We start from the raw sequence: 14,253 nt of genomic DNA, 5'->3' as shown, positions 1-14,253 counted from the left end.
AGGAAACGGGACGCGATGGGCTGGGGACTGTCCGCGCTGACCCGGCTGGCCGGGAGCAAGGTCGTCGACCGGTCAGGGCTGCGCAAGCCCATCGAAGGCCTGGTCACGGCGGGGACCCGCAACGGCTTCCGCGTCGCCGGCGCGGCGACCCGGTCGTTCAAGTCGGCGCGGAAGCTGGGCCAGCCCGCCCGGCTCGCGCCCGCCGAGGACACCGGGCTGTTCGACCTCACCCCGAGCGAAGACCAGCAGCTCATCGTCGAGACGGTGACCGAGTTCGCCGCCGAGCAGCTGCGCCCGGCCGCCGCGGACGCCGACGCCAAGCTCGAGGCGCCCGAAGGCCTGCTGAGCCGGGCCGCCGAGCTGGGCATCAGCCTGGTCGGCATCCCCGAGGAGCTCGGCGGCGTCGGCGCCGAGCGCTCGGTCGTGACCAACGCGCTCGTCGCGGAGGCGCTCGCGCACGGCGACCTGGGCCTGGCCGTCGCCGTGCTCGCGCCGTCCGCCGTCAGCACCGCGCTGGTCAGCTGGGGCGACGAGCAGCAGCAGGCCGACTACCTGCCCGCGTTCGTCGGCGAGAACGTGCCCGCCGCGGCACTCGCGCTGCAGGAGCAGAAAGCGCTCTACGACCCGTTCAAGCCCGCGACGAAGGCGCGTCGCACGCCGAAGGGCTACCAGCTCGACGGCGTGAAGTCGCTGGTCCCGCGCGCGGCGCAGGCCGAGCTGTTCATCGTCTCGGCCGACCTCGAAGGCCGCGGCCCGGCGCTGTTCCTGGTCGAGTCGTCGAACGCCGGGGTGACCATCGAGGGCGAGCCGGCGATGGGCCTGCGCGGCGCCGCGACCGGCAAGCTGCACCTTTCGAACGTCGCGCTGCCCGCGGGCGCGCTGCTGGGCGGCGGCAAGCTCGACGTCTTCACCGACCTCGTCCGGCTCTCGCGGCTGGGCTGGGCGGCGCTGGCCGCCGGCACCGCGAAGGCCGTCCTCGACTACGTCGTGCCGTACGTGAACGAGCGCGTCGCGTTCGGCGAGCCGATCAGCCACCGGCAGGCCGTGGCGTTCTCCGTCGCGGACATCGCGATCGAGCTGGAGGGCCTGCGGCTGGTGACACTGCGTGCCGCGGCGCGGGCCGAGCAGGGCAAGCCGTATGCGCGGGAGGTCGCGCTGGCGCGCAAGCTGGCCACGGACAAGGGCATGCAGATCGGCAGCGCGGGTGTGCAGCTGCTGGGCGGGCACGGCTTCGTCAAGGAGCACCCGGTCGAGCGCTGGTACCGCGACCTGCGCGCCATCGGCGTCATGGAAGGCGCCGTCCTTCTCTAGGCTTCGGAAAGGCCACTCATGATCAACCTGGAAGCTCCCAAGAAGGCCGGCGCCCTGATCAACCAGGCGTACCAGGCCGCGGCCGAGGTGTTCCGGCCGATCTCGCGCAAGTACGACCGCGCGGAGCACACGTACCCGAGCGAGCTGGACATGTTCGCGGCGCTGCTGGACGGCTTGAATTCGTCCGGCGAGGGCGGCGCGGGCGCGGCGGGCGTCCGTCGTTCCGGTTCCGACAACGCCGCCAAGGGAAACCGCAACGGTGCCAACCTGAACGTCGTCCTCGGCACGATCGAGATGTGCTGGGGTGACGTCGGCCTGCTGCTGTCGATGCCGCGCCAGGGCCTCGGCAACGCGGCGATCGGCTCGGTGGCGACGGACGAGCAGCTCGAGCGCTTTTCCGGCATGTGGGCGGCGATGGCGATCACCGAGCCGTCGTTCGGTTCGGACTCGGCGGCGGTCAGCACGACGGCTCGCCTCGACGGCGACCACTACGTGCTCAACGGCGAGAAGATCTTCGTGACGTCGGGCGAGCGCGCGGACGCGGTGGTCGTGTGGGCGACGCTGGACAAGTCGAAGGGCCGCGCGGCGATCAAGTCGTTCGTGGTGGAGAAGGGAACGCCGGGCTTCGAGGTGGTGCGCGTCGAGCACAAGCTCGGCATCCGCGCCTCGGACACGGCGGTGCTGCGCTTCGAGAACTGCCGCGTGCCGGCGGAGAACCTCCTGGGCACCCCGGAAATCGACACGGCCAAGGGCTTCGCGGGCGTCATGCAGACGTTCGACAACACCCGACCGCTGGTGGCGGCAATGGCGATCGGCGTCGCGCGGGCGGCTCTCGACGAGACACGTCGGATCTTGACTGACGCCGGCGTCACGATAGATTACGACCGCCCGGCCAATTCGCAGCACGCTGCTGCGGCTGAGTTCCTTCGGCTCGAGGCGGACTACGAGTCGGCGTACCTGCTGACGCTGGAGTCCGCGTGGATGGCGGACAACCGCAAGCCGAACTCACTGCAGGCTTCGATGGCGAAGGCCAAGGCGGGGCGGTCGGTGGTGGAGATCGCGCTTAAGTGCGTCGAGCTGACTGGGGCTTATGGTGAGGAGTCCTTGCTCGAGAAGTGGGCTCGGGATGCCAAGATTCTCGATATTTTCGAGGGGACGCAGCAGATTCAGCAGCTGATCGTGGCCCGCCGGATTCTCGGGAAGTCGAGCGCCGAGCTGAAGTAGTTGTGAAGTAACGGAAAGCCGCCCGGTTGCTTGCCCTTCTCGGGGCTCTGCGACCGGGCAGCTTTCGTGTCGACGGGGGGCGGCGTCCTCGCCTTATTCGAACAGGCTGGGCGGGTTCCCCTTCCGCTCGACGACGGTACGAACATGATGCTCCCACCTCTTGACAATCCTATCCCACTCGACAGAATCCAAGTAAGACGAAGAGTCGTCGTCCAGATCGAACTCCGGGGCATAAAGCCCGGTGACACCTTTTTCCAGGATCCCGTCGGCCGCGACACCGCTCTCGCGCATGATCAGGATCGGAAGACCCAGCTGATACGCCATTGCCGGCTCGATGTGGACCCAAGGGGTACTCAGCCACACACCTTCCAGAGGAACTTCCGATATCCCCTCGACATCTGCGCGGAAGTTTCCAGTACCCGAATCCACATAAATCCTCCTGAAAGCCACCGCCAAAAGACCGTGAGACTCGAACATCAGACGCCGCACAGCCTTCAGGGGCGCATCCATGTCATAGTCGGTCACACCCAGGGTTCTCGGGAAGAATCCACGCCTTTTGAGATCTCGCGACAGATCTCGGATGAAATCCATCTGCCTGGAGTTGTACGGCTTCGGATAACTGAAGAAGACAGAGGTGCCGAATCCCGCATCCGGCTCGAGATAACGCGAGCGGCCATCGCCACTGAAATTGCCTTGGTTCTCGATCATCGATCAGCCCACCGAGCCGATCCAGCACGCTGCAACGTGCGCCCCACTCGATGCGCGATTTCTTCCGGACAGTCGGCCACCAGGTAACACTAGCAACAAGACACAGCACATCTCTTCGCCTCGATCCAGTTCGGCGGAGGGCGTCCCGAGCACCAGCCACGATGAGCTGCTGAAGCAGGTCACCCACGGTACCCTCGGGGACAGGGAGGCCGACCGTGACCGACTTCATCGTTCACCAGCCCGACGACTCCACCCCCATCAAGACGCCTGAAGAATGGGCCGCCGCGAGATGGGACAAAGACCGGCAAAACCCGAAGACCCTCGACGAAGCGCGCGCAGCCCTAGCCGCCCGGATCGCCGCTCACGACGAACCCGAAGCCGACACTGGTGCCTACGACGCGCTGGAGGGCTGACCCGTGTATGTCCCCTGGCTGGTCGATGCCGCACGCAGCACCGGGTATCCCGTGGTCGAGGTGCCCGGGTGGCAGACCCGCGGCCACGGCGGCATGCGCGTGGTCGAAGGCGTTGTCGGGCACCACACCGCCACCGCCGACTCCGCTCCGGGCGACTACCCCTCACTCGACGTCGTCACCAACGGGCGGCCGGATCTTGCCGGGCCCCTCTGCAACCTCGGGCTTGGCCGGAGCGGCACCGTATACATTGTCGCCGCTGGATGCGCTTATCACGCCGGTGCTTCGCGGTGGCTCGGGTTTCTCGACCTCAACGACGAGTTCCTCGGCATCGAAGCCGAGTCCGCCGGCGCCGGGAGCTGGACCGCCGCGCAGCTCGACGCCTATCCGAAGCTCGTCGGCGCCCTGCTGCGGTACATGGGCCGCGGTGTCGAGCGCTACGCCGGCCACAAGGACGTCTGCGTCCCCGCCGGGCGCAAGATCGACCCCGTCGGCATCGACACCTCCTGGCTGCGTGCGCGCGCGGCCGGTGCCGGAAACCCAGTGGGTGTCGAAATCCTCGAACGCGTCACCATCACACCGTCGGACGCCGGTGAGCACGTCGCCCGCGTGTTCCTCTCCGGCAGCCCCGGCAGTGCCATCGTGGTCCGGCCCCGGCTGGCCGGTGATGGCTCCGCGCGGCCGATGTGGGTGTCGAACATCTTCGCCTGGGGTTCGGACCATGTGGGGGTCGGCCGCAACCCCGGGCAGCTCCCGGGATACGACCCGAAGCTGACGTCGCACCGGCGCTACGAGGTGCCGGGCGCCGTGTGGGCGGACATCCGCTACAGCGCGGCGGAACCGTTCGACATCGACCTAGTCGGCTGAGGCTTGGTCGTCGAGGAACTCGTCCAGGTACCGCCACGTCGTGCCGCGGGCCTTGCGGCCCGTCAGCACGCCCAGGTGACCACCCGGCGCCGTCTTGAAGCGGACTTCCGGGGCCTTGTCCAGCAGCTCCACCACGCGCTCCACCGACGGCCGCGGCGCGATCGTGTCGTTCTCGCCCGCCACCACCAGCGTCGGGACCCGGACCGACGACAGCGAGATGATGCGGCCGTTCAGGTCCACCTTGCCCTCCGCCAGGTCGTTCGTGCGGAACAACCGGTGGTACAGCTGACCGAACGTGCGGCCCGGGTAGGCGTACATGTTGCCCATGAAGTGGTCGACCGCCTCGATCTGCGCCAGGTAGTCCCGGTCGTCGAGGTGCGACAGGATCGCGATCGGCTTCGTGATCTCCTTGCTGATGCCCGTCGCGCGGAACACGCGACTGACCAAATAGGACGGTGCGCCGCCGAACGCGCGGTAGATGGGGGTCAGCAGGTGGCCGTTCGTCAGGTCCACCAGCGGGCGGAACGGCGCGACGATCGGGATCGCCGTGAAGTCCACCGGGGAGCCGATCGCCGTGATCGACGCGATCGGGAGGTCCGGCTGGTCGGCGTTCACCAGCAGCGAGAAGATCCCGCCCAGCGACCACGACACCAGGTGCACGCCCTGGCCGCCGTTGTCGGCGCTCACCTTGCGGATCGCGCGCGGCAGCACCTCGTCGATCCAGTGCTCGATGCCCAGGCGCCGGTCCGAAAACGCCACCATGCCGTAGTCGACCAGGTACGCGTTGCGGCCGCCGTCGACCAGGTGCTCGATGAGGCTGCAGCCGCGGCGCAGGTCGAAGCAGATCGCCGGCGCGGCCAGCGGCGGCACCAGCAGGATCGGCGGCCCGGACACCGGACGGCTGCTGTGCGTCATCCGGTACACCGAGCGGTTGGGTCCCTGGTCGATCAGCACCCGCGGCATCGGGCGCAGGTCGGCGACACCGCCGTGCAGCACCTTGCCGACCACGTTCGACGCGGCGGCGGCCAGCCGTGCGGGCGGTGAAACCATTTCGAAAGCCTCCTGCGACGTCCCCCGGGCACTTCCGGTCAATCTTGCCCGGTCACGCCGGTGGACTCAACACCGCCCACGTCCAAATCGGACAGTCGCTAGGCCGTCCGAGTTACTCCTGGGACGCCCCGGGCGCGCTTTCCGCCGCGCGCGCCTCGTAGTCCGCGCGGGCCGGGGAATGGGCCGCTGAAGCCAAAAGCCGGTCGGCTTTCAGCGCGCGGGCCAGCGCTTCACCGGCCCGGCGCGGCAGCAGCCGGGTGAGCTTGCCCATAGTTCCCACGGACCGGGGCACGAAGACCTCGAAACGAGGCTTGCGCAGCGTGGATACGATGGCGTCGGCCACATCTTCCGGGCGCGAGGACTTGAACAGCTTCGCCTCGCCGAGGCCGCTGGCCAGCTCCGTCCGGACGATCGCGGGCATCACACACGAGACGTGCACCCCGGACCCGTGCAGCTCGAGGTGCACCGCTTCGGACAGCCCGACGACGGCGTGCTTGGTCGCGCAGTAGGTGGCCGCGCCGGGGAAACCGGCCTTGCCCGCGAACGAAGCGACGTTGACGATGTGCCCGGACCGCCGCGGCCGCATCCGCTTCACCGCCTCGCGCGTGCCGTGGATGACGGCGTGCAAGTTGATCTCCAGCTGACGCCGGGTCGTGGCGTCGCTTTCCTCTTCGAGGAGAGCGAGCGGCATGATCCCGGCGTTGTTGACCAGCACGTCGATCCGGCCGTGCCGGCGCTCGACCTCGTCGAGGAACTCCGTGAAGCCGCGGATGTCGGTGACGTCCAGCGGCAGCGCCTCGGCGTCCAGCTCGCCGGCCGTTTTCTCGGCCCGGACCTGGTCGAGGTCGCCGATCACCACCTTCGCGCCCAGCCGGGCCAGCGCCGACGCGGTCGCCGCGCCGATCCCCTGCCCGCCGCCGGTGATGACGACGACCTTGCCCGCGAGCTCCTCGGCCATGGCGACTCCTTCGTCTGTTGGCACCGCGTCAACAGTGTCACCCCTGGCTCGCGATCGCGCTACCCCACGCGTTGCTCGAGGACCTGCCCGACCCACTCTTCGACGCGGAACTGGACGGTCGGCTCGAAGCCCTGGCTCTCGTAATAACGCTGCAGGTCACCGTCGCCGCCGGCCCAGCAGTCCACGCGCACGAGGTCGATGCCGCGCCGCCGCGCCTCGTCGAGCGCGTACTCGATCAGCCGCGCGCCGACGCGCTGCCCGGTGAACCGACGCGACGTGATCAGCAGCCGGACGTACAGCTCACGCTCATCGACCGGCGGCACGTGCGGGTCGTGCTCCTCCGAAACGATCAACGCGCCGGCCGCTTCGCCGTCGACCACCGCGACGCGCAGCCCGGGGTCGGCGGCCATGCCCTTGACCCGCTCGACGCGCTTCGGGACGCCGCTCCACGGCTCGGTCCCCCACTGCTTCGAGCTGCCGCGGGCGACCAGCCATTCGACGGCTTCGTCGAAGAAGCCCAGCAGGATGTCGACGTCCCCGGAATCACCCGATCGGATGACGATGTTGTCCATGCCCTTGTTTACCGCACCGCGAGTACGCGCGGGCCGTCTTCGCCGATCCACACCGCGTTCAGCCCGCGGCTCGGTTCGTGTCATCCGAACTTCAGGGAGCGCTGATTGACTTCGTCCGTTCCCCACCTCTCTCGCGACGAGGACCAAGTGACACAGTCAGTGCCCCCGGGCGATCCGTTGGCCGCGTTCACCGTCGAACTCGAGGAAATCCAGGCAAAAGCCGCAGCCGCACAGGAAGCGCTCCGCGCCGCCACGGCCAGCGTGCAGTCGCCGGACGGCGCGGTCTCGGTGACCGTCGGCCCCAGCGGCGTGCTGCAGGACCTCCGGTTCGGCCCCCGCGCGTACGAACGCCCGCCGCAAGCCTTGTCCGGCTTGGTGATGCAGCTGATCGGCCGCGCGCAGCAGAAGGTCTCGGCCCAGGTCGCCAGTGCGTTCGACGGCATGGTCGGCGAGAGCTCGGCCGCCCGCGAACTGCTGGACGAGTTCCTGCCCGCGCCCGAACCGGACGCGGGACCGCCGCCTGACAAGAGCGACGTGTTCATGCCGGAGCAGGAAGCCGAAGACCGGCCGCCCGCGCCCCCGCACCGGCAGCCGCCGCCCCCGCCGCAGCACGGTCCGCCGCGGCGTCGTCCCCGGCCCGACCCGGCCGAGGACGACGGCGAAAGCAACCCCTGGTAGCACGGAGGAGAACCGGTGGTTTCCGGAGAAGGTTTCTCGGTCGACCCGGCCGAGCTGCAGAAGTTCAGCCAGTTCCTGTCCGGCACGACGCAACCGGCGGTGCAGGACGCCGCGAACCGGATGCAGGCCGCGAACGGGTTCGACAACGCCGCGTTCGGCATCCTGCTCGCCCAGGTGCTCGCCGTGCCCTCGCGGATCACGATGGGTGTCATCACCGGTGAGATCACCAAGCTCGTCGGGGACATCGGAAAGTCGGCCGACGACGTGAAGAAGGCCGCCGACACCTACGCGACCCACGACTCGAACACGGCCAAGGGTTTGAGCACCTTCGAGACGGAGCTGGGCAAATGACCGTCCCCATCACGTCCGCGAACTCGACGACCGGCGCCGGCGTCTTCGACAGCTGGAAGCAGGTCGGCGACTCGATCGGCAAGGTCCAGACCGAGCACGGCGGCGACCTCGCCGCCGTGAGCGTCGAGCTGGGCATCAACGTCGTCAGCGCGGTGCTCGACACCGTCGCGTTCGCCATGGACCCGCTGGCCAAGCTGATCGCGGCGGGCCTGGGCTGGCTGATCGAGCACGTCTCGTTCCTGAAGTGGCCGCTCGACCAGGTCGCGGGCAACCCCGCGGAGGTCACGAAGGTCGCCAACGAGCTGCACAAGATCGGCGAGTCGCTGCGCAACACCGGCACTTCGCTCGACGACACGCTCAAGGCCACGATCACCCAGTGGCACGGCCAGGGTTACGACAGCTTCAAGAAGTCGATCGACGACCGGAAGGGCTGGATCGACGCCAACGGCAAGGCCGCCGACGTCGCCGGCTACATGGTCGAGACCACCGGGGCGCTGATCGGCGCGGTCCGTTCGCTGCTGCGCGACATCATCACGACGATCCTCGGCGACATCATCTCCACGATGCTGATCGCGCTCGCGCTCGCCATCCCCACCTTCGGCGCGTCGATCGCCGTCGGGGTGACCAAGTGCGTCGCGACGGTCTCGGTGCAGGTCGCGGCGATGATGGCGAAGCTCGCCAAGGTAGTCTCCTACGCCGGGCGCACGCTGGCCCGGCTCACCGGGCTGTCGAAGCTGGTCAAGGGAAAGCCGAGCACCTCGGGCGCGGGCCACGAGCTGACGCCGATGCCGCCGCCGGGCACCGCGATCACCCACGACCGTCCCGGCGGCGGTGCCACGCCGAGCACCCGGCCCCCCGGCGACGGCACGACCCCCAACTTCTCGCGGCCGCTGCCCCCACCGGGCACGGCCGTCACGCACGACGGTCCCGGCGGTGGCGCCACCCCGAGCACCCGGCCGCCGGGCGACGGCACCACGCCGAACTTCTCGCGGCCGCTGCCGAAGCCGCCGGAGCCGGCCCCCGCGCCCAAGCCGCCGTCGCCGAAGTCGCACCTGAGCGACCACGACATCTCGACGATCAAGAAGCACGAGGACTGGCTGAAGACCAAGTTCGGCGACAGCTACAAGAAGATGAAGTTCGTCGACGACTGGCTCAAGGCCAAGGCCCCGGACTACTACCCGATGCTGAAGGCGCTGTCCGACGCGAAGAGCTCGAAGAACTTCGTGGGCTGGGCGGGCAAGGACATCGTGCAGGTCGACCGCGGCCTGACCGACATCCAGATGCAGGCGGAAGCGGCCTGGGCCGAGGAAGACAAGAAGCAGCAGCAGCCGCAGTAGGTCAGGCGACGCCGAGGTGCCGGGAGATCAGCATCTTCTGCACCTCGCTCGTCCCCTCGCCGATCTCGAGGATCTTGGCGTCGCGGTAGAAGCGGCTCACCGGGAACTCGTTCATGAAGCCGTACCCGCCGAAGATCTGGGTCGCGTCGCGCGCGTTGTCCATCGCCGCGTTCGACGCGACCAGCTTCGCGATCGACGCCTCCTTCTTGAACGGCTCGCCGCGCAGCATCTTCGACGCCGCCTGGTAGTACGCCAGGCGTGCGGTGTGCGTGCGGACCTCCATGTCGGCGACCTTGAACTGGATCGCCTGGTACTCGCCGATCCGCTTGCCGAACGCGACGCGGTCCTTCACGTACTGCAGGCACTCGTCGACGCACCCCTGCGCCAGGCCCACCGACAGCGCGGCGATCGCGACGCGGCCTTCGTCCAGAATGGACAGGAACTGGGCGTAGCCGCGGCCACGCGTGCCGACCAGGTTCTCCGCCGGGACGCGGACGTCCGAAAAGGACAGCTCGTGCGTGTCCGAGCAGTTCCAGCCGACCTTGGAGTACTTCGGCGCGACCGCGAAGCCCGGCGTGCCCGACGGGACGATGATAGCCGAGATCTCCTTGCGGCCGTTCTCCATCACGTCCGTCACCGCGGTGACCGTGACCAGGCGCGTGATGTCCGTTCCCGAGTTCGTGATGAACGCCTTGCTGCCGTTGATGACCCAGCTGTCACCGTCCAAAGTGGCGCGGGTGCGGGTCGCGCCCGCGTCCGAGCCGCCACCCGGCTCGGTCAGGCCGAAGCCACCCAGCGCGGTGCCCGCGCACAGCTCGGGCAACCACTTCTCCTTCTGCTCCTGGGAGCCGAAGCGGAAGATCGGCATCGCGCCGAGCGAAACCCCGGCCTCCAGGGTGATCGCGACCGACGAGTCGACCCGCGCCAGCTCTTCCAGGGCCAGGCACAGCGCGAAGTAGTCGCCGCCCATGCCGCCGAACTCCTCGGGGAAGGGCAGGCCGAACAGGCCCATCTCCCCCATCTTCGCGACGATCTCGTACGGGAACTGCTCCTTCTCGTACAGCTCGCCGATGACCGGCGCGACCTCGGCGTGCGCGAAGTCCTCGACGGTCTTGCGGAGGGCTTCGTACTCCTCGTCCAGGCGGAAGTCGATCACTGCTGCTCCTCTTGGGGCTTCACTACGGCAAGGGTTTCGTCCAGCGCGACCTGTTGGCCGGCCCGGACGGGGAGTTCGCTGACCACGCCGTCGATCGGCGCGGTGACGGTGTGCTCCATCTTCATCGCCTCGACGACCAGCAAGGGCGTCCCGGCCTTCACGACGTCGCCCGCGGCGACCTTGACCACGAGCACGGTGCCCGGCATCGGGCTGGTGACTGGTCCGGCGCCCGCGGCCTCACCGCGCGACGAAAGCACGAATTCCTGCTCCCCGAAGGGGAAGCTCAGCCCGTCGCGCGCGAGCCAGACCGTCCGGTCCGGACCGCAGGCCTGGCGGTAGCGGTCGAACCCGCCGGCGTGCCGGATCTCCAGGACGTCGCCGTCGCGGCGGGCCGAGACCTCGACCGGCTCGCTGTCGTCGACCTGGACGGCGGCCGCGGACGGCGTGCCCTGCACCCGGACCACCGCGCGCGCCTGGCCGGACTTCAGCCGGAAGACGACCCCGCCGGAGCCGCCCATCCGCCAGCCGTCCGGCACGTCCCACGGGTCCACAGTGGACCCCGACGGCTGCAGCTCCAGGAACCGGTCGAGCGCGGCCGCGACGAAGAACTCCGCGGGCACGTCGGCGGAGACCAGCTCGGCCAGCCGGCGGTCGACCAGCTCGGTGTCGAGCCGGCCTTCCCGGACGTCGGGGTCGGCCAGCAGCCCGCGCAGGAACGCCGTGTTGGTGCCGACGCCCAGCAACGCCGTGTCGGCCAGCGCCAGGTCCAGCCGGTGCAGGGCCGCCGACCGGTCGGGCCCCCACGCGATCACCTTGGCGAGCATCGGGTCATAGTTCGAACCGATCACCGCCCCCGGTGTCATCCACGAGTCGACGCGGACGCCGTCGCCCGCCGGCTCGTGCACCGCCAGCACCGTCCCGCCGGTCGGGATGAACCCGCGCGCCGGGTCCTCGGCGTACACGCGCGCTTCGACCGCGTGTCCGTTGAGGACGACGTCTTCCTGCTGGACGGCAAGGGGTTCCCCGGCCGCGACCCGGACCTGCCACTCGACGAGGTCGAGGCCGGTGACCAGCTCGGTGACCGGGTGCTCGACCTGCAGCCGGGTGTTCATCTCCATGAAGAAGAACTCGTCGGGGTTCTTCGCCGACATGATGAACTCGACGGTGCCCGCGCCGACGTACCCGACCGAGCGCGCGGCTTCGGCGGCCGCCGAGCCCATCTTCTCGCGGGTGGCCTCGTCCAGCAGCACCGACGGCGCTTCCTCGATGATCTTCTGGTGCCGCCGCTGCAGGCTGCACTCGCGCTCGCCGAGGTGGATGACGTGGCCGTGCTTGTCGGCCATGACCTGGATCTCGATGTGCCGCGGGGTCATGACGAACCGCTCCATCAGCAGCGTGTCGTCACCGAAGGAACCCTTGGCCTCGCGACGCGCGGACTCGATCGCCGCGTCCAGCTCTTCGGGCGCCTGGACGAGCCGCATGCCCTTGCCACCGCCACCGGCGGACGGCTTGAGCAGCAGCGGGTAGCCCACCTTCGCGGCGGCGGAAGCGAAGTCCCCGTCCGGAATGTCCACATCGGACGCGCCGGGCACGACCGGGACGCCGGCCTTCGAGACCGTCGCCTTGGCGCGGATCTTGTCGCCCATCGCGTCGATCGCGGCGACCGGCGGGCCGATGAACACGAGCCCGGCGGCCTCGCAGGCGCGCGCGAACTCCGCGTTCTCCGCCAGGAAGCCGTAACCCGGGTGCACGGCCTGTGCACCCGACGTCACGGCGGCGTCCACAATGGCCGGAATGGACAGGTAGCTGCGCGCGGCCTCCGCCGGGCCGATGCGCACGGCGGTGTGCGCCTCCCGGACGTGCCGCGCGTCGGCGTCGGCGTCGCTGTACACCGCGACCGCGCGGATGCCGAGGTCCCGCAGCGTGCGGATGACCCGGACGGCGATCTCGCCCCGGTTCGCGACGAGCACTGAGTCGAACATCTGCCTCACATCCGGAAGACGCCGTAGTTGACATCGGCCAAGGGCGCGTTGGCCGCGGTCGAGAGGGCGAGGCCGAGCACCGTGCGGGTGTCCGCCGGGTCGATCACGCCGTCGTCCCACAGCCGCGCCGTCGAGTAGTACGGGCTGCCCTGCGCCTCGTACTGCTCGCGGATCGGGTCCTTGAACGCTTCTTCGTCCTCAGTGGACCACTCGCCGCCGCGGGCCTCGATGGAGTCGCGGCGGACCGTCGAGAGCACCGACGCCGCCTGCTCGCCACCCATCACCGAGATCCGCGCGTTCGGCCACATCCAGAGGAACCGCGGCGAGTACGCCCGGCCGCACATCGAGTAGTTGCCGGCGCCGAAGGACCCGCCGATGACGACGGTCAGCTTCGGCACGCGCGCGCAGGCCACCGCGGTGACCATCTTCGCGCCGTGCTTGGCGATGCCGCCGGCCTCGTACGCGCGCCCGACCATGAAGCCGGTGATGTTCTGCAGGAACAGCAGCGGGATCGAGCGTTTGTCGCACAGCTCGATGAAGTGCGCGCCCTTCATCGCGGACTCGGCGAAGAGCACGCCGTTGTTGGCGACGATGCCGACCGGGTGGCCGTGGATCCGGGCGAACCCGGTGACCAGCGTCGAGCCGTACTCCTTCTTGAACTCGCCGAAGCGGCTGCCGTCGACGATCCGCGCGATCACCTCGCGCACGTCGTAGGGCGTGCGCGGGTCGGTCGGGACGACGCCGTACAGCTCGGCGGGGTCGACGGCCGGGGCCTCGGTCGGCCGGACGTCCCACGGGCGCGGCGTGCGCGGCCCGAGCGTCGAGACGATCTGGCGGACGATCCGCAGGGCGTGCGCGTCGTCGTCGGCCAGGTGGTCGGTGACGCCGGACTGGCGCGAGTGCACGTCGCCGCCGCCGAGCTCCTCCGCCGTGACGACCTCGCCGGTCGCCGCCTTCACCAGCGGCGGGCCGCCGAGGAAGATCGTGCCCTGGTTCCGGACGATCACGGCCTCGTCGCTCATCGCCGGGACGTACGCGCCGCCCGCGGTGCACGAGCCGAGCACCGCCGCGATCTGCGGGATGCCGCGCGCCGACATCGTCGCCTGGTTGTAGAAGATGCGGCCGAAGTGTTCACGATCCGGGAAGACCTCGTCCTGCCTGGGCAGGAACGCGCCGCCGGAGTCCACCAGGTAGACGCACGGCAGGTTGTTGTGCAGCGCGACCTCCTGGGCGCGCAGGTGCTTCTTCACCGTCATCGGGTAGTACGTGCCGCCCTTGACGGTGGCGTCGTTCGCGACGACCACGCACTCACGGCCGGAGACGCGCCCGATCCCGGTGATGATCCCGGCGGACGGCGCCTCGTCGTCATACAGTCCGTTCGCCGCCAGGGGCGAGAGCTCCAGGAACGGCGAGCCCGGGTCCAGCAGCGTGTCGACGCGGTCGCGCGGCAGCAGCTTGCCGCGTTCGACGTGGCGGGTGCGTGACTTCTCCGGCCCGCCGAGCCGGGCGCTCGCCAACCGTTTGCGGAGGTCCTCGACCAGCTCCGCGTGGGATGTGGCGTTGCGGGCGTAGGCCTCGCTGTCCGGGGCAGCGGTGGTCCCCAGTGCCGGCGTGTCCATGGGCTCCCTCGAAGTTAGCGGTCGTTAACC

Annotated in this window: 14 protein-coding genes; 7 read left to right on the top strand and 7 right to left on the bottom strand. The window is 69.5% G+C overall.

The features are described from left to right. Positions 1 to 15 precede the first annotated feature (15 nt). Both M8542_RS02480 and M8542_RS02475 read left to right on the top strand, forming a co-directional pair. Positions 16 to 1,311 (top strand): acyl-CoA dehydrogenase family protein, encoded by a 1,296-nt coding sequence (locus M8542_RS02480; protein ID WP_257918568.1) that lies wholly within the window; start codon positions 16 to 18, stop codon positions 1,309 to 1,311. A gap of 18 nt (positions 1,312 to 1,329) precedes the next feature. Continuing rightward, a complete protein-coding gene (locus tag M8542_RS02475; protein WP_257918301.1) occupies positions 1,330 to 2,535 on the top strand; it encodes an acyl-CoA dehydrogenase family protein in 1,206 nt (401 codons plus the stop codon). Between the two features lie 93 nt (positions 2,536 to 2,628). Here M8542_RS02475 and M8542_RS02470 read toward each other — a convergent pair whose 3' ends face one another. Continuing rightward, positions 2,629 to 3,243: a hypothetical protein gene (locus tag M8542_RS02470; protein WP_257918300.1), complete on the bottom strand. Its 615-nt coding sequence runs from the start codon at positions 3,241 to 3,243 to the stop codon at positions 2,629 to 2,631. A 215-nt stretch (positions 3,244 to 3,458) separates the two neighbouring features. On the opposite strand from M8542_RS02470, the gene M8542_RS02465 reads away from it, so the two are divergent. After that, positions 3,459 to 3,656, top strand: a complete 198-nt coding sequence (locus M8542_RS02465) for a hypothetical protein (RefSeq protein ID WP_257918299.1) — start codon at positions 3,459 to 3,461, stop codon at positions 3,654 to 3,656. A 3-nt stretch (positions 3,657 to 3,659) separates the two neighbouring features. Further along, entirely contained in the window at positions 3,660 to 4,520 is an 861-nt protein-coding gene (locus tag M8542_RS02460; protein ID WP_257918298.1) for a peptidoglycan recognition protein family protein, read from the top strand. On the opposite strand, the gene M8542_RS02455 is transcribed toward M8542_RS02460, so the two are convergent. From M8542_RS02455 to M8542_RS02445, 3 genes are all read right to left on the bottom strand, one after another. Continuing rightward, positions 4,509 to 5,570 (bottom strand): alpha/beta fold hydrolase, encoded by a 1,062-nt coding sequence (locus tag M8542_RS02455; RefSeq protein WP_257918297.1) that lies wholly within the window; start codon positions 5,568 to 5,570, stop codon positions 4,509 to 4,511. The genes M8542_RS02460 and M8542_RS02455 overlap by 12 nt on opposite strands. 112 nt (positions 5,571 to 5,682) lie before the next feature. Further along, complete coding sequence (locus tag M8542_RS02450) at positions 5,683 to 6,528, bottom strand: SDR family oxidoreductase (protein ID WP_257918296.1); 846 nt, start codon at positions 6,526 to 6,528, stop codon at positions 5,683 to 5,685. 59 nt (positions 6,529 to 6,587) lie between these two features. Next, positions 6,588 to 7,100, bottom strand: coding sequence for a GNAT family N-acetyltransferase (locus M8542_RS02445; RefSeq protein ID WP_257918295.1), 513 nt, complete (start codon positions 7,098 to 7,100; stop codon positions 6,588 to 6,590). Between the two features lie 147 nt (positions 7,101 to 7,247). On the opposite strand from M8542_RS02445, the gene M8542_RS02440 reads away from it, so the two are divergent. The 3 genes from M8542_RS02440 to M8542_RS02430 are packed head-to-tail and all read left to right on the top strand — an operon-like array spanning position 7,248 to position 9,466. Beyond that, the gene (locus M8542_RS02440; RefSeq protein WP_257918294.1) at positions 7,248 to 7,778 is read left to right on the top strand and encodes a YbaB/EbfC family nucleoid-associated protein; all 531 of its coding nucleotides are present in this window, start codon (positions 7,248 to 7,250) and stop codon (positions 7,776 to 7,778) included. Between the two features lie 15 nt (positions 7,779 to 7,793). Further along, the gene (locus M8542_RS02435) at positions 7,794 to 8,129 is read left to right on the top strand and encodes a hypothetical protein (protein ID WP_257918293.1); all 336 of its coding nucleotides are present in this window, start codon (positions 7,794 to 7,796) and stop codon (positions 8,127 to 8,129) included. Further along, positions 8,126 to 9,466, top strand: coding sequence for a hypothetical protein (locus M8542_RS02430; RefSeq protein ID WP_257918292.1), 1,341 nt, complete (start codon positions 8,126 to 8,128; stop codon positions 9,464 to 9,466). Before M8542_RS02435 ends, M8542_RS02430 begins: the two co-directional genes overlap by 4 nt. A 1-nt stretch (position 9,467) precedes the next feature. Here the strand turns inward: M8542_RS02430 and M8542_RS02425 are convergent, their stop codons facing one another. The 3 genes from M8542_RS02425 to M8542_RS02415 are packed head-to-tail and all read right to left on the bottom strand — an operon-like array spanning position 9,468 to position 14,223. Then, a complete protein-coding gene (locus M8542_RS02425) occupies positions 9,468 to 10,622 on the bottom strand; it encodes an acyl-CoA dehydrogenase family protein (RefSeq protein WP_257918291.1) in 1,155 nt (384 codons plus the stop codon). Continuing rightward, complete coding sequence (locus M8542_RS02420; protein ID WP_257918290.1) at positions 10,619 to 12,604, bottom strand: acetyl-CoA carboxylase biotin carboxylase subunit; 1,986 nt, start codon at positions 12,602 to 12,604, stop codon at positions 10,619 to 10,621. Before M8542_RS02420 ends, M8542_RS02425 begins: the two co-directional genes overlap by 4 nt. 5 nt (positions 12,605 to 12,609) lie before the next feature. After that, a complete protein-coding gene (locus M8542_RS02415; protein ID WP_257918289.1) occupies positions 12,610 to 14,223 on the bottom strand; it encodes a carboxyl transferase domain-containing protein in 1,614 nt (537 codons plus the stop codon). Positions 14,224 to 14,253 lie beyond the last annotated feature (30 nt).

Source organism: Amycolatopsis iheyensis (assembly GCF_024703995.1).
Lineage (GTDB): Bacteria > Actinomycetota > Actinomycetes > Mycobacteriales > Pseudonocardiaceae > Amycolatopsis > Amycolatopsis iheyensis.
Note: the sequence above shows the minus strand (reverse complement) of the source record. Positions and strands in the feature narration are given on the sequence as shown.

Bases quoted from the DNA above. Each gene is read 5' to 3' on its own strand.
- M8542_RS02430 (WP_257918292.1), top strand. From the start codon at position 8,126: ATGACCGTCCCCATCACGTCCGCGAACTCGACGACCGGCGCCGGCGTC.
- M8542_RS02450 (WP_257918296.1), bottom strand. From the start codon at position 6,528: ATGGCCGAGGAGCTCGCGGGCAAGGTCGTCGTCATCACCGGCGGCGGG.
- M8542_RS02445 (WP_257918295.1), bottom strand. From the start codon at position 7,100: ATGGACAACATCGTCATCCGATCGGGTGATTCCGGGGACGTCGACATC.
- M8542_RS02470 (WP_257918300.1), bottom strand. From the start codon at position 3,243: ATGATCGAGAACCAAGGCAATTTCAGTGGCGATGGCCGCTCGCGTTAT.
- M8542_RS02455 (WP_257918297.1), bottom strand. From the start codon at position 5,570: ATGGTTTCACCGCCCGCACGGCTGGCCGCCGCCGCGTCGAACGTGGTC.
- M8542_RS02420 (WP_257918290.1), bottom strand. From the start codon at position 12,604: ATGTTCGACTCAGTGCTCGTCGCGAACCGGGGCGAGATCGCCGTCCGG.
- M8542_RS02480 (WP_257918568.1), top strand. From the start codon at position 16: ATGGGCTGGGGACTGTCCGCGCTGACCCGGCTGGCCGGGAGCAAGGTC.
- M8542_RS02415 (WP_257918289.1), bottom strand. From the start codon at position 14,223: ATGGACACGCCGGCACTGGGGACCACCGCTGCCCCGGACAGCGAGGCC.
- M8542_RS02475 (WP_257918301.1), top strand. From the start codon at position 1,330: ATGATCAACCTGGAAGCTCCCAAGAAGGCCGGCGCCCTGATCAACCAG.